We start from the raw sequence: 21,169 nt of genomic DNA on the forward strand, positions 1-21,169 counted from the left end.
GAGATAAATCTGCTAAAACGGCAGTGCTTGTGAGAAATTGACCTTGATTCAGTGAACATGTGTTTACTTAATCTGCAAAAAATTTACAATTTATAGTCAATAATTACCGGTGCATGGTCGCTGAACCACTCATCTTTGAATACCCATGCATTAACCGTGCGCTCTTTCCAGTCTGGGGAACAGGCATGATAATCAATCCGCCATCCGACGTTTTTGGCTCGGGCTTGACCGCGGTTGGACCACCAAGAATACAATTCTGCTTCTTTGCGCACTTCGCGGAAAGTATCAACATAGCCCAAGTCATCATAAATGTGATCCAGCCATGCGCGTTCATGCGGCAGGCAGCCGGAAGATTTCTGATTGCCTGACCAGTTTTTAATATCAATGCGCTTGTGCACGATATTGTAGTCGCCGCAAACAATGATGGATTTGTCTTCGTCGCGCCATTGTTTCAGAATTTTTGTGTATTCTTCTAAGAAGTGGTCTTTGCGCGCCTGCGCTTCATCGCCGGAAGAGCCGGATGGCAAATAAAGCGAGCAGATGTGCGCCGATTTGCCTAAGCCTAAATCGAACTCCGCAGCAATAAAACGGCCTTGCGAATCCGCCAGTTCAAAGCCTAAGCCGTCTTTGACTGAGAGGAAGGGCAGGCGGCTGTAAATGGCGGTGCCGGCATAGCCTGCGCGCTCTGCGGGGAACAGATGCGTATGCCAGCCTTCCGGTTTGAATTTATCGGTCCATTGCACGTGAGTAATGCGGCTTTCCTGCATGCAGATCACATCGGCATCGGACTGTTCCAGCCACTCCAGCAAGCCTTTGGTCACAGAAGAGCGCAAGCCGTTGACGTTAATTGAAACGACTCTTAGAATTTTTTGATCACTTGGATAGCTACTCTTTGGTATCATGCTCAGGTTTAACCTCAACTTAAAAAAATGGAGCACCCCATGACAGCGCAAGCGGCATTCAACCCTCAGGCTTTTATCGAACTCGCATTATCACGCGGCGTGCTTAAATTTGGTGAGTTTACTTTAAAATCGGGCCGTGTGAGTCCTTATTTTTTTAACGCAGGCCTGCTGAATGATGGTGAAGCCTTGTCATTGCTGGCTTCGGGCTATGCAGATAAATTAACGCAATGCGCAAATGTCGAAGTGGTTTTTGGCCCTGCCTATAAAGGCATTCCTTTTGTGGCTGCAACGGCTGTGGCTTTGTCGCAAAATCATGGCGTGAGCGTGCCATGGGGCTTTAACCGGAAAGAAGCTAAAGATCATGGCGAAGGCGGCGTGTTAGTCGGCGCATCTGTTGAAGGTAAAAAAGTCTGGATTATTGATGATGTCATCACGGCAGGAACTGCAATTCGTGAAGTTGTGACTATTCTGAAAAATGCCGGCGCGCAAATTGCTGGCGTTTTGGTGGCTTTAGACCGTCAGGAAAAAGGCCAAGGTGATCTGTCTGCCATTCAAGAAGTGCAAAAAGAATTGGAAATTCCAGTTCATGCGCTGATTACAATGAAAGACCTAATGGATTTTCTGGATGCGAAAGGTGAAAAAGAAGCCTTAGCGAAAATGGAAGCCTACCGTGTGAAATACGGAATTTAATTTTAAGATCAGCTTTGAATTTTAAAAAAGCCCCATTCATGATGGGGGTTTTTATTGAAAAAATAACAGCATGTGATCGTTTGTATTTTAAATTTTATTGATGAAAATTGAGTTTAAGTAATTATTTATTATTAAATAATTACTAATTGATGCAATGTAAATTTTTCGCATAAAAAAAAGCACCTTTCGGTGCTTTTATTCGTGTCTCTAAAAACTTAGAGAGGAACGATGTTTACAGCGTTCGGGCCTTTTTGACCTTCAACTACGCTGAAAGAAACTTTTTGGCCTTCAAACAAAGTTTTGAAGCCTGTGCTGTTGATTTCTTTGAAATGAGCAAAAACGTCTGGACCTGATTCTTGTTGAATAAAGCCAAAACCTTTAGTTTCGTTGAACCATTTAACGGTGCCAGTAACAGTATTAGACATAATCTATAACCTAGTAAATTTTAGTAATTTTAGTCACGCAAATGACTATGGAATAACTCGAAAATACAACAAGAATTGAAACAACGATCTGAAAAAACGGCGGATTATGAAATAAAACTGCGGTACTTTAAAGAGGCTTAATGGAACAATACTTTTTTCCAGTTAGGCATATCATACACTAAATTAAAAACATTAATGCTTTTATTTTTCAATAATTTAATATTGCTATAAATAATAGCTGCTTAGCATTGCAATTGTTTCTATCTGAGATGATTGAATGGTCTGGCTGATTGAAAATAAAGGCCTGATTGGCCGCCGCTTTTATAGCGGCGCTGTTTCTGCACATGCCTTGCAGGGCAGTGAAAATCCTAATTTTTCTTGGCGGCCTTGCTTAGTCATGACCCACGGGCGATTTTGCCAAGGAGGAGTGTGGCGCACATGCTGCGTATGACCGCAAGCCAGCTCTGCAACCCAATGGCTTTCATCATCTTGGTGAAAACCAATAATGGCTTGCTGCATATTGAATTCCTCAGCGCGCGATGTAAAAAACTGCATAAATAATGAAAAAAGCTGGCCCATTTCCGCACCATTGGGCTAAAGCCCGAAGCAATCCAAGCTGGAGCCGTAGCCGCGTCTACACTTTATCTCATAAAGGCTGGAATGCCAAAAAAAATCGGCAATGGCTGCAGGCTAAAAATTCCGATTTTTTGCATCTTTTTGAAGGCTTATTAGAGGGTGGTTATGCTCAAAATACAGAAAAATTTTTTGAAAATAAACAGAACGCATAAATTTGTATTTCATCTCTATACATGCAGAATTGAAGATAAGCATCGTAAAAAATCAGAAAACATCTGCACCAATCTCCGCTATACTTTTCACCAATCAAAATCTTTATGAGCGTTCCAGATGCGTGTACTTGTTGTGATGGATCCCATCGAAAATGTAAACCTGAAAAAAGATACTTCTATGGCCATGCTTTGGGCAGCTTCCCGCCGCGGCCATGAATTGGGCTATGCATTGCAGCAGGACTTGTATATCGATCAAGGCAAGGCTTTTGGCCTGATTTCTCCACTGAAGGTTTTTGAAGACTACAATCATTACTATGAGCTGGGCGAAAAGAAAAAAGAATCAATTGCGGCTTATGATGTCGTGCTGATGCGTAAAGACCCGCCATTTGACATGAACTTTGTTTACGCCACCTATATTTTAGAGCAGGCGGAACGCGAGGGCGCATGGATCATCAACAAGCCGCAAAGCCTGCGGGACTGCAATGAAAAATTGTTTGCGACACAGTTTCCTGAACTTCAGGTGCCGACGCTGGTGACGTCCCAGCAAAGCCTGATCCGCGAATTTATCAAGGAACATGGCGATGTGATTGTGAAGCCGCTGGACGGCATGGGCGGCATGGGAATTTTTCGTTTATTTCAAGACGGCGTGAACATCGGCTCGACCATTGAAATTCTGACCAATAACGGCACGCAGCCGATTATGGCGCAGCGCTATATTCCAGAAATTGTGGATGGCGATAAACGCATTCTCATGATCAATGGCGAAGCTGTGCCGTACTGTCTGGCGCGCATTCCTCAAAATGGCGAAGTGCGGGGCAATTTAGCGGCAGGCGGCTTGGGTGAAGCGCGTCCATTGACCGAAAATGACAAGGCGATTGCGGCCAAGGTTGGGCCATTCCTGCGTGAAAAAGGCTTGGTTTTTGTGGGCTTGGACGTGATTGGCAACTATGTGACTGAAATTAATGTGACCAGCCCAACCTGCGTGCGTGAAATTGATGCGCAATTTGGCACCTCAATTGCCGATGATTTGTTTGATGTCTTGGAAAATGGGCTGAAAGCTTAATCTTTAAATGGCATAAAAAAGAGCGCTTCGGGGCTTTTTTTTATGCCTGAAGTTTTTTGGAGGTCCTGCGACGCAGTCCCAAGATGGGAGATTTAGGCATTTAAGGTTTAAAAATGTATAAAATTTGACAATTTAGCCCGATTAATAATAAAACTAGTTTAAACTTCAAAATCTGCAGAAAAAAACAATGGTGCAGCCCGTGAAATAAAGCAAATAAACTTTCACGGCAATGCGTTTGTGATTACAATTGTCTGCTTATAACGATTTACTCTAGCCTTATTTAAATTGAAGAATTAGACCGTGACCGATGCACAGCTAAAACAGCCTAAACATGTAATGATGATGGCCGCAGGTACGGGCGGACATGTGTTCCCCGCGTTGGCCGTGGCAAAAGAATTGCAGCAAAAAGGCATTGCCGTGTCTTGGCTGGCAACGCCGGCAGGCATGGAAAACCGGCTGCTGAAGAATCATAATATTCCAATTTATCAGATTGATATTCAAGGCGTGCGCGGCAACGGCATGGTGCGCAAAATTTTGGCGCCTTTTAAAATTTTAAAAGCCACACTCAGCGCTATGCGCTATATGAAAAAGCTGAAAGTTGATGCTGTTGCCGGTTTTGGCGGTTATGTGGCCGGGCCGGGCGGTTTGGCTGCCCGCGCCTTGGGCATTCCCGTGATTGTTCACGAACAGAATGCTGTCGCAGGCTTTACCAATACCCAGCTGTCACGTATTGCCAAGGTGGTCTGTGAAGCCTTCCCGAATACGTTTCCTGCGCAATCCAAAGTTGTGGCGACCGGCAATCCGGTGCGCAAGGAAATTACTGAAATTTTAAATCCGTCCTGGCGCTATCAAGAGCGGGAAAAAGCGGGGCAGCCGCTGCGGATTTTAATTGTCGGCGGTTCTTTGGGCGCACGTGCATTGAATGAATGTGTGCCGGAAGCGCTGAAACAGCTGAATGTGCCGCTGAATGTATTTCATCAGTGCGGTCAAAACAATGCCGAAGCGACGCAGGCGCGTTATGCGGATGCGCCCGCAACCTTAAATGCTGAAGTGTCGCCGTTTATTGAAGATATGGCGCAAGCCTATGCGGAAGCAGACTTGATTATTTGCCGTGCAGGCGCGCTGACAGTGACGGAAATCGCCACTGCAGGCCTTGCCGCAGTATTTGTGCCATTGCCAAGCGCAGTGGATGATCACCAGACAGCAAATGCCAAATTCCTGGCCGACATCAATGCTGCGAAAATTTGCCCGCAGGCCCAGATGACGCCAGAAAGCTTAACAGCGCTGCTGCAGCCGCTGATGAACCGCCAGCTATTACAGGAAATGGCGGTGAAAGCGCGCCAGCAGGCACAGCCCGATGCAGCACAGCATGTGGCCCGTTTAATTCAAGAATTGTAATCAGAGTAATTTATGTCTCCTTCAACTCCTGCTGAGCAAGCGAAAAAATTAATTAAAGTGCCTGAAATGCGCCGGATCAAACACATTCATTTTGTGGGGATTGGCGGTGCAGGCATGTGCGGTATTGCAGAAGTCTTAAAGAACCAAGGCTATAAAGTGTCAGGTTCAGACATTAAGCCGTCTAAAACCACTGCGCAGCTGGAAGAAAACGGCATTAAAGTGTATATCGGCCATGCAGCGGAAAATATTCAAGGTGCAAACGTCATTGTTGTTTCTACTGCGATTGATCAGGAAAACCCTGAAATTAAAGCAGCTATTGAAACACGTACACCTGTGGTGCGCCGTGCAGAAATGCTGGGTGAACTGATGCGCTACCGCCATGGTATTGCGGTTGCGGGTACGCATGGCAAAACCACAACGACCAGTTTAGTGACTTGCATGCTGGCGGAAGAAAACCTCGATCCAACCTACGTGATCGGCGGCTTATTGAACCGTACCGGCGTGAATGCGGCATTGGGCGCTAGCCGCTATATCGTCGCGGAAGCTGATGAGTCAGACGCATCATTTTTATTCTTGGAGCCGATGGCCGCGATTGTCACCAATATTGATGCCGATCATATGGATACCTATGGCGGCAGCTTCGATGTTTTAAAAGATACTTTTGTGCAATTTCTGCAAAAGCTGCCATTCTATGGTTTGGCTGTGGTTTGCGGCGATGATGCCAATATCCGTGAAATCATGCCGCGCATTGGCCGTCCATTGCTGACATATGGTTTCAATGAAGACAATGATGTCCGCGCTGTGGATGTTGAGCATCAAGGCATGCAGTCGCACTTTACGGTATTGCGTAAAGACCGCGAGCCATTGCGTGTCACCATTAATATGCCGGGCGCGCATAACATTCTGAACTCATTGGCTGCAATAGGCATTGCGACAGATGAAGGTGTTTCAGATGCCGCGATTGCGCGTGCATTGGAAGGCTTCAGCGGTGTTGGACGCCGTTTTCAGGTGCAAGGCCAGTTTGCGCTTGAGCAGGGGGATGTCAAGCTGGTGGATGATTATGGCCACCATCCAAAAGAAGTGGAGGCAACCATTAAGGCTGCCCGCGCGAGCCATCCGGACCGTCGCTTGGTGATGATGTTCCAGCCGCACCGTTTCAGCCGTACCCGCGACTGTTTTGACGATTTTGTTGATGTATTGTCACAAGTCGATCAATTGCTTCTGCTGGAAGTTTATTCTGCAGGTGAAAAGCCGATTGTGGGCGCAGACAGCCGCGCGCTGGCGCGCAGTATCCGCCTGCGCGGAGAAGTAGAGCCAATTCTGATTGATCCTGTAGAAGGCAATATTCAGAATGTAATGAAAAAAGTGCTGCAGCCAGGTGACTTGTTATTAACGCAGGGCGCAGGTAATGTTGGAGCTATCTCTATTGAGCTGGCTCATAACAGCCTATATTTAAAATAAGCATTTCATTTGGATGCATTATTTGATTTGATCGACCAGTTTTAAAGTTTAAGGATATAAACGTGTCAAATGCTTCAAAGTTCGGCAAAGTTGCCGTGTTGCTTGGCGGTAAGTCTGCTGAGCGAGAGGTTTCTCTAGATAGCGGTAAAGCGGTACTTGAAGCATTGGTCCGCTCAGGGGTTAACGCCGAAGGTTTTGATCCGCAAGAGCGCTGTGTAACGGAACTGGTGGGTTATGACCGCGCATTTATTGTGCTGCATGGCCGCGGTGGTGAAGATGGTCAAATTCAGGGCGCGCTGGAATGGCTGAATATCCCCTATACCGGGACAGGCGTTCAAGGCTCCGCCATTGGCATGGATAAAGTTAAAACCAAGCAAATTTGGCAAGGTTCTGAGCTTCCTACTGCGCCATACCGCATTATTGCAAAAGATACGAATTTAGATGACGTGATTGCCAGCCTTGGTTTACCGCTCATTATTAAGCCTGTGCATGAAGGCTCCAGTGTGGGCATGAGCAAGGTTGAAAAAGCTGAAGACCTAGCGGGCGCTGTTGAAAAAGCAACGCTGCACGATGCTGTGGTCATGGCGGAAAAATGGATTACAGGCCGCGAATACACCATTTCATTCTTAAATGGCCAGCCTTTGCCTGTTATCCGTTTGCAGCCGCCTGCGGATGTCGCGTTTTATGATTATGAAACAAAATATAATCGTAATGATGTGGAATACGGCATTCCTTGCGGTTTGGCGGCAGACGTTGAAAAGCAGCTGCAAGCGTTGTGTTTGCGTGCTTTTCAGGCCGTTGGCGCCAGCGGCTGGGGACGCATTGATGCGATGCAGGATGAAAATGGTGATTTTTGGCTGCTGGAAGTGAATACCGTGCCGGGGATGACCAGCCATTCATTGGTGCCGAAAGCGGCCAAAACTGTAGGTTTGGATTTTGATCAATTGTGTGTCGCGATTTTAGAGCAGACACTGACAGGTGCGGCTCACTAAGATATGGCTCAACTCCCTGCATCCATGCGCCGCAAGCGCGCCGCAGTTACCTCAATACATGACAAGCCTCCCACCCGTAAAGAGAAGCTTGCGAATGCAGGCGGCTGGCTTTTGCTGCTGATTGCGGCATTTGTATTGGCGGCAGGGGTGTTCGGTCTGTATCGGGTGATGACGGACGCGCAAATCGCCTCGCTGGATGTAGTCGGCACGCGGTCGGATGCCGAGCAGAAACAGGTACTGGCGCATGTCGCTCCAGCGGTGACGGAAAATTATTTTACCTCAGATTTAAAAACCATACGCGACCGCGCCTTAGAAATGTCTTGGGTCGATCGCGTTGTTGTATCGCGTGCCTGGCCAAATGCCATTCGTGTGCGGGTGATGCCTCGCAATGCAATTGCACGTTGGGGAACAGGGCGATTGCTGAGCGACAGCGGAGATGTGTTCACAGAGGTGACCCCTCGGAATTATCAGAATTTGCCGCTGCTGCATGGGCCGGTCAGCCATTCAAAAATGATGATGCGCCGCTACAACGAAATTAATCAATTATTCCTGCCGGTCGGCATTCGATTAAAAGAATTATATTTAACAGAACGCATGACTTGGTTTATGCAGTTTGATTCAGGCCTGCGCATTATTGTTGATCAGGATCAAACCATGAGTAAGCTTCAACGCTTGAGTCATCTGGCCAGCGCGGATTTAAAGCCGGTTTGGCCTAATATTTCAGCAATAGACTTGCGCTATAGAAATGGTTTGGCGATTCAGTGGAAAAACTCTGCGCCGCCTAAAATATTAAATGGTCATTTTGTTGTAACGATTAATGACACAGGCATTGCGGATGGAATAGCGGTAAAGCCATAATGTTTGGCTTTACGCATAGAGGCTTTGAGCCATAAATTAAACGAACAAGTGAATGGTAGTAGTAAATAATGAATGAAGCTGTTCCCTCAGTTGTTGCGATTGACATTGGGACACATAAAGTTTCAGTTTTGATTGGTAAGGTCCATGCACCGGATAATATTCAGGTGATTGGCATGGCGACCGCTCGTAACCGAGGCATGAATAAAGGCAAAATTGTCAGTCTCGATAAGGTGATTACCGCAATTAAAAATGCAGTGCAGGAAGCGGAAGACATGGCGGAATGCCGTGTGCATTCTGCATGGATTTCCATTCCTAGCGCCGAATTGAAAAGTTTTTATGCCTCTGGGCGTACACCTGTAGAAAATACGGACCATACAATAACAACCAATGAAGTGGTGCGTGCATTAGAACTGGCCAAAGCCAGCCATTTAACATCGGATCATTACCTGGTCAGCGCAGTGCCGCTTGGGTTTGAGCTGGATGATGCGCCAGAATGGGTGTTTAACCCGATCCGCATGTCTGCGCACAGCATGACTGGGCACTATCATTTGATGATGCTGCCGATCAGCACCATGCAGAATTTGGACCGTGCATTGAAAGGCGCCAATATCGGTGTTGAGCGCATGGTGATTTCCAGCTTGGCGACAGCTGAAGCCTGCCTGCTGAAAGATGAGCGCGAATATGGCGTCTGCTTGCTGGATATCGGCGCGGGTACCACTAATGTGGCTGTATATTTGGATGGCCGTTTGGCCATGACGCACACGCTGCAGCGTGGCGGTGAGCATGTCACCCGCGATATCGCGGCGGTGCTGCAAACCACGACTGAAGAAGCGGAACGCATTAAGCTGCTGTACGGCTGTGTAGATCTCAAAGTTGTTAAGCCGGATCATATGATTCAGTTCCAAGGCATTGATGGCCCGCAAACCATCAGCCGCATTGAGCTGACGGAAATCATTATCGCCCGCTATGATGAAATACTGGGCTTGGTGCGGGAAGTGCTGGAACGCAATGGCGCGATTCACGGCCTGTATCATGGTGTGGTATTGACGGGAGATGCTGGGCAAATTGAAGGGATGGTCAGTTTTGCGCGCAAAACACTGGGTGTTTCTGCACATTTGGGCAATCCGCCGGTGCAGGTGCATGCCGATGAACAGAATCAGGCTGCGCTGCGCCGTTCGCAATATGCAACAGCAGCTGGCCTGCTGATGTTTAGCCAAAGCGATACGCAGGATACGATTGTAGAGCAGGATGATCCTGAGCGCTTATCAATGACGCAACGCGTCAAGCGTGCTTGGTCAGGCTTGAATGAAACACTGAAATCCATCTTTTAAGTGGAATTTTTTGGGAATATTGTTGGGAAGTTGTACGGAATATCGCTTGAACTTGACAAGCTCAGGCCGGAACCGCATTCTAAAAACAATTTTATTAAGATCAAGGCAGTATACGGGCTGATGTGACTGCCGATTAAGATTAGGAATTTTACAGGTCATGGCCTCATTTGAATTTTTAGAAGATGATCAAAGCGACAGCATTGGTCAAGCCCGTTTCACTGTATTCGGTGTAGGCGGCGCAGGTGGAAACGCTGTGCAGCACATGCTTGAATCAGATATTCAGGGTGTGAAGTTTGTTTGCGCAAATACCGATAAGCAAGCGCTGGACCGCATGAATGCGCAGTTCAAAATCCAGCTGGGCGAGCAGGGCACACGCGGCTTAGGCGCAGGCGCCAATCCTCAAGTTGGACAGGCGGCCGCAGAAGAAAGCCGTGAACTGATCCGCCAGCATTTGGAAGGTACAGACATGGTGTTTGTGACTGCCGGCATGGGCGGCGGCACAGGCACAGGCGCAGCGCCAGTGGTTGCTGAAATTGCGAAAGAGATGGGTATTTTGACTGTAGGCGTGGTGACTACGCCCTTCAACTTTGAAGGCAAGCGCCGCCAGCAGTCCGCAGAAAAAGGCATTGAGGCTTTAGAGCAGCATGTTGATTCCCTGATTATTATTCCGAACCAGCGTTTGCTGAAAGTGTTCCGCGATATTTCAATGAAAGATGCTTATAAAAAAGCAGATGACGTTCTATTGAATGCAGTGCGCAGTATTTTTGATTTGGTGGTCCGTCCAGGGCATATCAACCTTGACTTTGCTGACTTGAAAACGGCAATGAGCACACGCGGTTACGCGATGATGGGTGCAGGTTCTGGCCGCGGCGAAAACCGTGCGCGCCAGGCTGCAGAACAAGCCATCCGCAGTCCATTGCTGGATAACGTGACCATCATGAATGCTAAAGGCATTTTGATTAACGTGACGGGCGGCGATGATGTGACTTTCGGTGAAATTGAAGAAATCACCGATGTGGTCAATCAAATTGTCGATTTGGATGAAGGGCAAGTGTTCTATGGCACAGTCTTTGATCCCGATGCGCGTGATGAAATCAGCGTGACGGTGATTGCGACAGGCCTGACCCGAAATTCTGCAGATTCTGCAGAACCTGTGAAGCGTCCAAGCGTGCAGGCGGTCCGCCAGCAGACTGCGGCGCAGGCGGCGGTTGATGAAGATGATGTACCTGCAATTCAGCGCCAGCAGGCGGATGGCACTAACGGCATGCCGGTTCAGTCGGCTCCTGCGGTTTCCAGCCCGCGCCCGACACCTATGAGCATTCAGGATTATTTAAAAAATCAACAGCGCAAGTAACTATCAGTGCGTTGATTTTTAATAAAAAAATATAAAAAGGTGGCAGTAATGCTGCCTTTTTTGTTTTTTATCAATGGCTAAATATGCTAACGTATAGCGGTTTTATCTACCGATGAATGAGAAGCATGTTGAAACAGCGTACCCTGCAGCGCGTCGTGAAAGCGAGCGGAATTGGTCTTCATAGTGGGCAGAAAGTCATGATTAACTTTGTGCCGCATCATGCAGACGGGGGAATTGTGTTTCGCCGCATCGATTTGGAACCGAAAGTGGATATTCCAGCAGATGCCATGCTGATCCAGGAAGCATTCATGTGCTCAAATTTAGTTCAGGAAAATGCCAAAGTTGGCACCATTGAACATATTATGAGTGCAATCGCAGGCTTAGGTATTGATAACTTGATTATTGAAGTGTCTGCGTCAGAAGTGCCGATTATGGATGGCAGCGCAGGGCCGTTTATTTATTTGCTGATGCAGGGCGGCTTGGCTGAGCAGGACGCGCCAAAAAAATTCATTAAAATATTGAAGCCTGTGGCTGCCTATATTGACGATAAAAAAGCTGTCTTCAGTCCGCATGAGGGCTTTCAGCTGAATTTTACCATTGATTTTGACCATCCGGCCTTTAAAAAAGAAGACCAGTCAGCAACGATTGATTTTTCGACAGAAACTTTTGTTTATGAAGTCAGTGAAGCGCGGACTTTTGGCTTTATGAAGGATTTGGACTATCTGAAGTCTAATAATCTGGCGTTAGGCGCCAGCTTGGATAACGCGGTTGGCTTGGATGACACCGGTGTGGTGAATGAGGAGGGGCTGCGGTTTGCTGATGAGTTTGTCCGGCATAAAATACTGGATGCAATTGGTGACTTGTATTTATTGGGACACCAGATTATTGCTAAATATGATGCCTATAAATCGGGACATGCGCTGAATAATCAGCTGCTGCGCAATGTGAAAAGTGATCCAAGCAGTTATGAAATTGTAACATTTGATGACGTAAACGCTTGCCCAATTTCTTATGTCAGTGTGACATAAGTCATTGTCTTTTAAATGTTGCGTTATAATATAACAAAATAAAATGATAAATATGTCACAAAATATTTTTCAGGCTGAGTGCTGATCCGGCGCCGGTTACTTTTTATTGCTTGCCAAACGTAGCATTGCTTGGCTAAGCTTAGGGTCGCTCACAAAGTCAGCAGCATTGCGCAGAAGATCCTGTGTTTCTGCACTGAGCGGTTCCGAAGCTTTTTCAAGGGACGGTTGCGTTTGAGATGGAACTCTTAGGCGAACTTGAATCTTGTTTAATTCCTTCAATTCATGTATTTGTGAAAGCTGATCAATGTATTGCTTTTGAAGATAAGCCAGCTGGCTCACCAGCGCCTGATTTTCGCCAGTAAGCATCAGCACACCATTTTGATAACAAACGACTTGCCATTGTTCCGGCTGGGGCAATAAAGGTTGAACGAGTTTCGTAAGTTTCTGCCAGGCAGCGACTTGCGTTGAGAGAAACGAAAAGTTTCCTGTTTTTATGTGTTTTCTTGTTTGTTGAAAGACGTTCAGGGGTTCAGACATTCATATTTCCTTCATGTTTATGTCCTAATCTTATGCGCTTCTTTTAGTAGATATCAAGGAAGAGATCACTCAAGGAATTCGATTAAGAACAGTTTTAACGAGGTTTTTTATGCATTTGCGCCGTATTTTATTGGCATTTTCATTCGCCGCTTCAGCAGCTTCAGTTGCCTTTGCGGACTTGGTTGATGTAAATCAGGACGGTTCTACAGACCGTATTGAACAATTAACCCGCACTTTGTCTCAAGGTGCATATTCTGAATCCAACGATATTGATATTCCTGCTGAAACAAAATTGAATGTACAGCTACGGGAAAAGAGCATTGAACTGAATAATGCGTCAATTGCGAAGAAATACGGTTCAAGCAGCTCAAAGTCTTATACATCATCATCAAGCAACCCATATTCATGGCTGGTGGCGCATCCGCTTCCTGATTTGAAGCGCGTCAGCTCTAACTATGGCGGCCGCACAATGGGTGGCCGTGCAGAAAACCACTCCGGCTTGGATATGTCAGCGCCAAGCGGCACGCCAATCTATGCGACAGGCCCAGGCATTGTCACTAAATCAGGCTGGGGCACAGGTTATGGCCAATATGTTGAAATTAATCATGGCAACGGTTATCTGACCCGTTATGCGCATGCGTCCCGTTTAATTGCGCGTGTCGGCGACCGGGTTGAAGCTGGTGAGCAGATTGCCAATGTCGGCTGTACTGGCCGCTGCACAGGCCCGCATTTGCACTATGAAGTTGTAAAAGATGGCCAGCGCAAGAATCCATCGACTTATTTAGCGATGCTGCCATAAGAAGCAAGAAGCTCGTTATTCCAAAACATTTAACGCAAAACGCATAGCATCATAATAAAACCTCAAAAACTGTTTTTTAATAAGGTCATTGTCCAAGCCAGCGCTTGAGCAGTGGCCTTTTTTACATTTTAGATCTACACATTTAAGACTATCATTTTATAGAATAGAAATCGGTTAATATTTGCTCATTATTGGCTGAAATTTGCTAATTTGTGTAACTAATAGTCAATGTCTATTTATTTACTAAATATTAGTCCATTATCGTATTCATCTGCAGCCATAACTGAGCTGGAGCAAAATATGATACATATAGAAGTATAAAATTAGGCACACAGGATAGGTGAAACATGGCGTTCTACGGCGATACAGATGCGCAGGAAACCCAGGAATGGCAAGAAGCATTTGATTCAGTTTTACAGCATATGGGAACGGAGCGCGCAGCTTTTCTGCTTGAAAAACTGTATCAGCGCGCAATTGCTAAGCACGTTTCTATTCAGCGTCTAAATACTCCTTACCGCAATACCATTTCAGTTGAAGAGCAGCCGGCAATGCCGGGCGATCAGGATATGGAGCGTCGAATCCGCGCGCTGATCCGCTGGAATGCCTTGGCTATGGTGCTGCGCGCCAATAAAACAGGCGATGATTTAGGCGGCCACTTAGCCAGCTTCGCATCTTCTGCAACACTTTACGATGTGGGCTTTAACCACTTCTTCCGCGCCAACAGCGACAGCTTTGGCGGCGACATGATCTATTATCAAGGCCACTGTGCGCCGGGTATCTATGCGCGTTCATTCCTTGAAGGCCGCTTAACAGAAGAGCATTTAAACAATTTCCGCCGTGAAGTCGGCGGCATTGGCCTGCCAAGCTATCCGCATCCGTATTTGATGCCGGATTACTGGCAGTTCCCGACTGTGTCGATGGGTCTCGGCCCGATTATGTCCATTTATCAGGCGCACATTCAAAAGTACCTGATGAACCGCGGCTTGATTAAAGAAGAAGACCGTAAAGTCTGGGCTTATCTGGGCGATGGTGAAATGGATGAGCCGGAAAGTCTGGGCGCTATTTCATTGGCTGGCCGTGAAAAGCTGGACAACCTGATTTGGGTGGTGAACTGCAACTTGCAGCGTCTGGATGGTCCAGTGCGCGGTAACGGTAAAATTATTCAGGAACTGGAATCTTTGTTCCGCGGTGCGGGCTGGCGTGTCATTAAAGTCGTGTGGGGCCGCCATTGGGATCCGCTGCTGGCGAAGGATACGACTGGCGCACTTCAAGCGGTTATGGAAGAAGCGGTAGATGGGGACTTCCAGCGCTACCAAGTGAAAGGCGGCGCATATGCGCGTGAGAAATTCTTTGGTAAATATCCAGAAGCGAAAGAGCTGGTTAAAGATTTAAGCGATGAAGATATTGATAATCTGAACCGCGGCGGCCATGACCCGTACAAAGTCTTTGCTGCCTATGCAGAAGCATGCACAGCCAAAGGCCAGCCAACGGTAATTCTGGCGAAAACCGTGAAGGGCTACGGTTTGTCTGAAGAAATTGAAGCGGTCAACAAAACGCACCAAATCAAGAAAATGCAAATCAATTCTTTGAAATACGTGCGTGACCGTTTCAATCTGCCATTCTCTGATGAACAGCTTGAAGAAGTGCCTTTCTACCGTCCAAGCGAAAACTCGCCTGAACTGAAATACATGAAAGCGCGCCGTGAAGCGCTGGGCGGCTACTTGCCTGCACGCCGTAAAGAAAGTGAAATTCTGGCTATTCCAGAGCTTTCGGTATTTGACGGTGTGCTCAAAGGCAGCGGCGGTAAAGAACAGTCAACGACGATGGTGATGGTGCGTTTAATTTCTGCATTATTGAAAGAAAAAGCCATTAAAGACCGCGTTGTACCTATTGTTCCGGATGAAGCGCGTACTTTTGGTTTAGAAGGCATGTTCCGTCAGCTGGGGATTTACGCAGCGCACGGTCAAAAATACACGCCGGAAGACCAAGAACAGTTGATGCATTACCGTGAAGCCAAAGATGGCCACATGCTTCAGGAAGGCATTAACGAAGCGGGCGCAATGAGCGCATGGGCCGCGCTGGCAACCAGCTATTCCACCAATAATCTGCCAATGATCCCGATGTACATGTACTACTCCATGTTCGGTTTTCAGCGTATTGGCGATATTGCATGGGCAGCGGGCGATGCGCAGGCGCAGGGTTTCTTGCTGGGCGCAACAGCGGGCCGTACAACATTGAATGGCGAAGGCTTGCAGCATCAGGATGGCCACTCGCATATCCTTGCCAACACAATTCCAAACTGCGTGTCTTATGACCCATGTTTCGGCTATGAATTGGCGGTAATTGTGCATGACGGTTTGCAGCGCATGTATGTCAATCAAGAGCGCGTGTTCTATTACTTGACAGTGATGAATGAGAACTATGAACACCCTGAAATGCCGCAAGGCGCTGAAGAAGGCATCAAGCGCGGTATGTATTTACTGCAGGAAGATGAAAAAGCCACTGTTCAGCTGATGGGTTCAGGCGTGATTCTGCGTGAAGTGATTAAAGCTGCGCAAATTCTGCGTGATGAATATCAAATTCATTCAAATGTATTCAGCGTAACCAGCTTCAATGAATTGGCGCGTGACGGCATGGCGTGTGAAGAATACAACCGCCTGCATCCAATGGCTGAAACTGCAAAAGAAGCATGGATATCGCAGCAGCTTCGCGGCACGAATGGTATTGTGGTATCGGCTACAGATCATATGCGCGCATATAGTGAACAAATCCGCGGCTATCTTCCAGACAGCCGTCCATTTGTTGCCTTAGGCACAGATGGCTATGGCCGCTCAGATACCCGCGCGAACTTGCGCAGCTACTTTGGTGTGGATGCTGCCCATATTGTGGTTGCAACACTGAAAAAATTGGCGGATGAAGGCGAAGTTGATGCGCGTTTAGTCAAAGATGCAATTTCCAGCTTTGAATTGGATACAGACCGTCCAGTGGCTTGGCTGCCGCAAGCGCATCCTGAACTGCACGCTGTTGCAGACTACAAAGAGGAGAACTGATCATGCAAATTATGACTCCTGATATCGGTGTAGATAAAGCAACAGTGGCAGAAATTTTGGTCAGTGTCGGCGATACGGTGGCGGTAGATGACAGTTTGGTGTTGCTGGAATCAGACAAAGCTTCTGTGGAAGTTCCGAGTACAGCAGCTGGTGTAGTGAAAAGCATTTCCGTTGCATTGGGTGATGAAGTGCATGAAGGCACAGTGCTGATTGAGCTGGAAGCAGAAGGTGCAGCGCCGGCAGCAGAAGCGCCAAAAGCGGAAGCTGCTCCAGCGCCTCAGCCTGAAGCCTCATCTGTTGAGCCTGCTCCAGCACAGCAGGCAGCGCCAACTTCTGCTTCTGCGGTTGTTGATGTGCAAGTGCCGGATATTGGTGTAGAAAAGGCGACAGTAGCTGAAATTTTGGTGAAAGTAGGCGATGCTGTTGCTGTCGATGACAGTTTGGTTCTGCTTGAGTCTGACAAGGCATCTGTAGAAGTGCCGAGTACAGTAGCAGGAACCATTGAAGCGATTGAAATTCAGGCTGGCGACAGCGTGAAAGAAGGCGTGGTGATTCTGAAAGTCAAAACTGCCGGTACAGCGCCGGCAGCAGAGGCGCCGAAAGCAGAAGCTGCGTCTGCCTCAGCATCCGTGAAAACTGAAGCAGCTTCGCAAGCAGCGCCTGTACAAACCGGCGCGATGGAAATTGCTGTGCCTGATTTGGGCGTAGACAAGGCCGCTGTGGCGGAAATCTTGGTAGCGGTCGGCGATACCGTTGAGAAAGACCAAAGTATTGTTGTGGTGGAATCTGACAAAGCGACTGTGGAAGTGCCAAGCACTGCGGCAGGCGTGATTAAGGCAATTCATGTCACGCTTGGGCAAAATGTTAGTGAAGGCATTGCGTTAGTGACAATAGAAGGCCAAGCGCCCGCTCAAGTGGCAGTAACTGCCGCAGCAGAGGCGCCAAAAGCGGAAGTTAAAGCGCAGCCTGCATCAGCAGCAGTTCAGCCTGCTGCTGAACCTGTGCAGCAGCAGGGTGCGGATAAGCTGACCAAAGCGCAGAATGAAGCCAATGCGAAAGTTTATGCAGGCCCTGCTGTGCGTAAACTGGCACGTGAATTGGGTGTGGTTTTATCGGATGTGAAAGCATCTGGGGCGCATGCGCGTGTCATGAAGGAAGATCTGAAGGCATATGTCAAGACTCGCCTCTCTGCGCCGCAGTCTGCACCTGCAGCATCTTCTGCTGTTCAGTCGGCAGGCCTGCCTAAACTTCCAGACTTTACTGCCTTTGGCGGAACTGAAGAGAAAGTGTTGACACGCCTGCAGCAAGTTTCCATTCCGCAGCTGTCTTTAAATAACTTTATTCCACAAGTCACACAGTTTGATTTGGCGGACATTACCGAGCTTGAAGCATGGCGCAATGACCTTAAGGGCGGCTTTAAGAAAGACGGCATCAGCCTGACGATTATGGCCTTTATTATTAAAGCCGTATCGCATTTGCTGAAAGAAGAGCGCGAGTTTGCCGGCCACTTGTCGGATGACGGCAAGTCTGTACTGCTGCGCAACGAAATCCATATGGGGATTGCGGTGGCGACACCCGATGGATTGACTGTGCCTGTCTTGCGTAATCCGGATCAAAAAACGATTAAGCAGATTGCGGTAGAGCTGGGTGTGATGGGCCAAAAAGCGCGTGATAAGAAATTGTCGCCAAAAGATTTGCAAGGCGCGAACTTTACCATTTCCAGCTTAGGCGCGATTGGCGGCACAGCATTTACGCCATTGGTTAACTGGCCTCAAGTGGCAATTTTGGGTATTTCACCGGCAACGATGCAGCCGGTATGGAATGGTCAAGGCTTTGAGCCGAAGCTGATGCTTCCATTGACCCTGTCCTACGATCACCGTGTGATTAACGGTGCGGATGCCGCCCGCTTTACAAATAAGCTGACAAAACTGCTTTCTGATATCCGCAGCTTGCTGCTCTGATAGCGTTTTAATTGTGTGAATAAAACCCTGCTTCGGCAGGGTTTATTTTTGTGAGCGTGCCGCCGACAGTTCACAATACAGGCCAAAGGCGCTGAAAGTTTATCTTATTGTATTATCAGTATTTATAATTCAGTTTGCATTATTGCGCCTATCCCATTAAAATGTTGATACTTCATTGGGGAGTAGCCGCTATTTACGCAAAGTAAATAGGTGATGGTCAACATAATTGTCCTAAAACGGGCATGGTCATCATAGCAAAGAACCAAATGAGCTTTTTCTAAAAGCTTTCTTTTGTTGGCAAGACCTTTGATTTACCGCTCTGCAGATTTTTAGGCTAGCAGGAGAGGTGAGTCATTGGTATTTGTTTTGCTAGCCAGAGAAACCCATCATGCTGTCAGCTTTTCTAATTTCTTTAGCCGTTGTTGCCTTATCCGAGATGGGCGATAAAACCCAATTGCTGGCGTTGCTGCTGGCTGCGCGTTTTCGAAAACCTGTTCCCATTCTTATCGCTATTTTTCTTGCCACAGTAGTTAACCATGGTGTTTCTGCCGTTTTAGGCCAATGGATTACCACCGTTTTAAGTCCGACAGTCCTATTGTGGATTGTCTCATTGAGCTTTATTGCAATGGCCGCCTGGATGCTGATTCCTGATGAATTGGATGATGAAACGGAAAGCATCAACAAGTGGCAAAAGTATGGGGTATTTGGCGCAACTTTCGTTTTATTCTTTTTGGCGGAAATTGGCGATAAAACGCAAATTGCGACGGTAGCGCTGGCCGCCCGTTTTGACAGTATTGGCTGGGTAACGCTGGGAACAACATTGGGTATTATGCTGGTGAATGCGCCTGCTGTATTTATTGGCAACAAATTGGCGGAAAAACTCCCGATTGCTTTAATTCATAAAATTGGCGCCGTTGTATTTTTGATCATTGGTATTGCTGCCTTAGTCCAGCATTATTTTTTCTAATCATCAGCTTCAAAATCTAAATCCTGACTTAAAAAATCGGGATTTTTTTATGCAAATTGGTTCTCAATTTGTTGATATTTCTAATGATACTGGTCTTAAATTTATTGTAAGTTTGTGTAATACCATATATGTTGTAGGGGAATAAAAGTCTTTTAAGAAAAACAGAATTTTCGGGGAATAGGTATGGCATTTGACCGCACTACGTCGCAGGTGTTGTTTGATAACGGCACACACAAATGCATCAGTTTTACCAGCTTGGTTAAAGGTGAAGGCGTACAGGCCAATCAATTTCTGATTTTGGACCATGAACGCGCTGCAGTGCTGGATCCGGGCGGTGATTTAACCTATGTGCCGCTGACCATGGAGCTGAACAAGTATACCCGCTTGACCAACCTCGATTATGTGATGGCTTCGCATCAGGATCCGGATATTATTACGTCTATGCCGCGCTGGCTGGTGTATACCGACGCTAAAGTCGTGGCTTCGAAACTCTGGGCGCGCTTCCTGCCGCATTTGAATTCAGCATTTATGAGTGACCGCATGAAAGGCAATTGGCTGGACCGCCTTGTCGAGCTGCCGGATCACGGTCAAATCATTACTTTAGGCCAAAGCCAAATTGTGGCAGTGCCTGCGCATTTTTTGCATTCAGTCGGCAACTTCCAATTTTACGATCCAATTGCGAAAATTTTATTTTCTGGCGATATGGGCGCTTCAATGGTGGAAGACGCCTCGAAGCCTTTGGAAAACTTTGCAGCGCATATTCCTAAAATGAAAGGTTTCCATCAGCGCTATATGTGCAACAACAAAATCATCCGTTTATGGGTCAACATGGTGCGTACTATGGATGTGGAAATGATTGTGCCGCAGCATGGCACGCCGTTTGTCGGCAAAGAGCAGATCAACCAATTTTTAGATTGGATTGAAACATTGGAGTGCGGTACGGATTTAATGGATGAGTCTGTATTTACCTTCCCTGAATAGACGCTGCAAGTGATAAAAAGATATTGAGCAGCGGGATAGTATTTTTTAATATTCAGCTTCAAAAATGATTTTTGATGACGAGAATTAATAACAATGCTGTCTCAAGTACCGACACAGGATGCGTGTTTAAGCTGTGGCGCCTGCTGCGCCTTTTTCAGGGTTTCATTTTATTGGGCGGAAGGGATGAATATGCCCGAACATTATACGGAGCCGGTAACAGCCGTATATTCATGCATGGCGGGTACAAACAGTTCCTCACCGCGCTGTATTGCTTTGGAAGGCACGGTCGGGGAGCAGGTCAGCTGCGGCATGTATGAGGCGCGCAGTACTTCCTGCAAGGAAGTGCAGATTGCCGATGCGCAGTGCAATAAGGCGCGTAAGGCGCATAACATGATTGCCTTTGTGCCGATTGAGGCGCCGCCTGCTGTCAATGATGAAGATTTTGATCAAGTGTGCTGATTGCGCTGTAAAAGCAGAAGAATGCTTCTGCTTTTACAGCATAAAAAGAAAGTTGGATTGCATAAAAGAAGATTGAAAATAATAACTTAAAGCTTAAATAATAATGAGAAAAGCTCAGTTTTGAA

General features: G+C 47.1%; 19 protein-coding genes and 1 riboswitch. Of the genes, 15 read left to right on the forward strand and 4 right to left on the reverse strand.

From position 1 onward, the window contains the following. Nucleotides 1-83 precede the first annotated feature (83 nt). Entirely contained in the window at nucleotides 84-902 is an 819-nt protein-coding gene (locus AZH43_RS07710) for an exodeoxyribonuclease III (RefSeq protein ID WP_067668380.1), read from the reverse strand. Between the two features lie 39 nt (nucleotides 903-941). Here AZH43_RS07710 and pyrE point away from each other — a divergent pair, with 39 nt between their 5' ends. Continuing rightward, nucleotides 942-1,592, forward strand: a complete 651-nt coding sequence (pyrE, locus tag AZH43_RS07715; protein WP_067668382.1) for an orotate phosphoribosyltransferase — start codon at nucleotides 942-944, stop codon at nucleotides 1,590-1,592. A gap of 215 nt (nucleotides 1,593-1,807) precedes the next feature. Here the strand turns inward: pyrE and AZH43_RS07720 are convergent, their stop codons facing one another. Further along, nucleotides 1,808-2,017 (reverse strand): cold-shock protein, encoded by a 210-nt coding sequence (locus AZH43_RS07720; protein ID WP_067668384.1) that lies wholly within the window; start codon nucleotides 2,015-2,017, stop codon nucleotides 1,808-1,810. Nucleotides 2,018-2,338: 321 nt separating this feature from the next. Further along, nucleotides 2,339-2,536, reverse strand: coding sequence for a DUF3565 domain-containing protein (locus tag AZH43_RS07725; protein WP_067668446.1), 198 nt, complete (start codon nucleotides 2,534-2,536; stop codon nucleotides 2,339-2,341). 387 nt (nucleotides 2,537-2,923) lie between these two features. Between AZH43_RS07725 and gshB the strand changes: the two genes are divergently transcribed. The 8 genes from gshB (at nucleotide 2,924) to lpxC (ending at nucleotide 12,290) form a co-directional block, all read left to right on the forward strand. Further along, a complete protein-coding gene (gshB, locus tag AZH43_RS07735; RefSeq protein WP_067668388.1) occupies nucleotides 2,924-3,868 on the forward strand; it encodes a glutathione synthase in 945 nt (314 codons plus the stop codon). 300 nt (nucleotides 3,869-4,168) lie between these two features. Then, on the forward strand, nucleotides 4,169-5,266 hold the full coding sequence (gene murG, locus AZH43_RS07740) for an undecaprenyldiphospho-muramoylpentapeptide beta-N-acetylglucosaminyltransferase (protein ID WP_067668390.1): 1,098 nt from the start codon (nucleotides 4,169-4,171) through the stop codon (nucleotides 5,264-5,266). Nucleotides 5,267-5,278: 12 nt separating this feature from the next. Continuing rightward, the gene (murC, locus tag AZH43_RS07745) at nucleotides 5,279-6,727 is read left to right on the forward strand and encodes a UDP-N-acetylmuramate--L-alanine ligase (protein WP_067668392.1); all 1,449 of its coding nucleotides are present in this window, start codon (nucleotides 5,279-5,281) and stop codon (nucleotides 6,725-6,727) included. A gap of 62 nt (nucleotides 6,728-6,789) precedes the next feature. Further along, nucleotides 6,790-7,719: a D-alanine--D-alanine ligase gene (locus AZH43_RS07750; RefSeq protein WP_067668394.1), complete on the forward strand. Its 930-nt coding sequence runs from the start codon at nucleotides 6,790-6,792 to the stop codon at nucleotides 7,717-7,719. Between the two features lie 3 nt (nucleotides 7,720-7,722). After that, nucleotides 7,723-8,577 carry a cell division protein FtsQ/DivIB gene (locus AZH43_RS07755; RefSeq protein ID WP_067668396.1) on the forward strand — a complete coding sequence of 285 codons (855 nt, stop codon included), beginning with the start codon at nucleotides 7,723-7,725 and terminating at the stop codon, nucleotides 8,575-8,577. A 68-nt stretch (nucleotides 8,578-8,645) separates the two neighbouring features. Continuing rightward, nucleotides 8,646-9,908, forward strand: coding sequence for a cell division protein FtsA (gene ftsA, locus AZH43_RS07760; protein ID WP_067668398.1), 1,263 nt, complete (start codon nucleotides 8,646-8,648; stop codon nucleotides 9,906-9,908). Between the two features lie 157 nt (nucleotides 9,909-10,065). Then, nucleotides 10,066-11,262 (forward strand): cell division protein FtsZ, encoded by a 1,197-nt coding sequence (gene ftsZ, locus AZH43_RS07765; protein WP_067668400.1) that lies wholly within the window; start codon nucleotides 10,066-10,068, stop codon nucleotides 11,260-11,262. 125 nt (nucleotides 11,263-11,387) lie between these two features. Then, on the forward strand, nucleotides 11,388-12,290 hold the full coding sequence (lpxC, locus tag AZH43_RS07770; protein ID WP_067668402.1) for a UDP-3-O-acyl-N-acetylglucosamine deacetylase: 903 nt from the start codon (nucleotides 11,388-11,390) through the stop codon (nucleotides 12,288-12,290). Between the two features lie 96 nt (nucleotides 12,291-12,386). Here lpxC and AZH43_RS07775 read toward each other — a convergent pair whose 3' ends face one another. Next, nucleotides 12,387-12,827: a DciA family protein gene (locus AZH43_RS07775; RefSeq protein ID WP_067668404.1), complete on the reverse strand. Its 441-nt coding sequence runs from the start codon at nucleotides 12,825-12,827 to the stop codon at nucleotides 12,387-12,389. 109 nt (nucleotides 12,828-12,936) lie between these two features. On the opposite strand from AZH43_RS07775, the gene AZH43_RS07780 reads away from it, so the two are divergent. From AZH43_RS07780 to AZH43_RS07805, 6 genes are all read left to right on the forward strand, one after another. After that, nucleotides 12,937-13,626, forward strand: a complete 690-nt coding sequence (locus AZH43_RS07780) for a M23 family metallopeptidase (RefSeq protein WP_067668406.1) — start codon at nucleotides 12,937-12,939, stop codon at nucleotides 13,624-13,626. Nucleotides 13,627-13,973: 347 nt separating this feature from the next. Then, entirely contained in the window at nucleotides 13,974-16,676 is a 2,703-nt protein-coding gene (gene aceE / locus AZH43_RS07785; RefSeq protein WP_067668408.1) for a pyruvate dehydrogenase (acetyl-transferring), homodimeric type, read from the forward strand. 2 nt (nucleotides 16,677-16,678) lie between these two features. Then, entirely contained in the window at nucleotides 16,679-18,637 is a 1,959-nt protein-coding gene (locus AZH43_RS07790; RefSeq protein WP_067668410.1) for a 2-oxo acid dehydrogenase subunit E2, read from the forward strand. A 165-nt stretch (nucleotides 18,638-18,802) separates the two neighbouring features. Continuing rightward, a riboswitch (yybP-ykoY riboswitch) is annotated at nucleotides 18,803-18,949 on the forward strand. A gap of 79 nt (nucleotides 18,950-19,028) precedes the next feature. Next, entirely contained in the window at nucleotides 19,029-19,604 is a 576-nt protein-coding gene (locus tag AZH43_RS07795; protein ID WP_171254444.1) for a TMEM165/GDT1 family protein, read from the forward strand. Nucleotides 19,605-19,787: 183 nt separating this feature from the next. Further along, the gene (locus tag AZH43_RS07800) at nucleotides 19,788-20,585 is read left to right on the forward strand and encodes an oxygen-binding di-iron domain-containing protein (protein ID WP_067668415.1); all 798 of its coding nucleotides are present in this window, start codon (nucleotides 19,788-19,790) and stop codon (nucleotides 20,583-20,585) included. Nucleotides 20,586-20,678: 93 nt separating this feature from the next. Further along, on the forward strand, nucleotides 20,679-21,044 hold the full coding sequence (locus AZH43_RS07805; RefSeq protein ID WP_067668417.1) for a YkgJ family cysteine cluster protein: 366 nt from the start codon (nucleotides 20,679-20,681) through the stop codon (nucleotides 21,042-21,044). Nucleotides 21,045-21,169 lie beyond the last annotated feature (125 nt).

Origin of the sequence: Acinetobacter pragensis, from assembly GCF_001605895.1 — a bacterium.
GTDB lineage: Bacteria > Pseudomonadota > Gammaproteobacteria > Pseudomonadales > Moraxellaceae > Acinetobacter > Acinetobacter pragensis.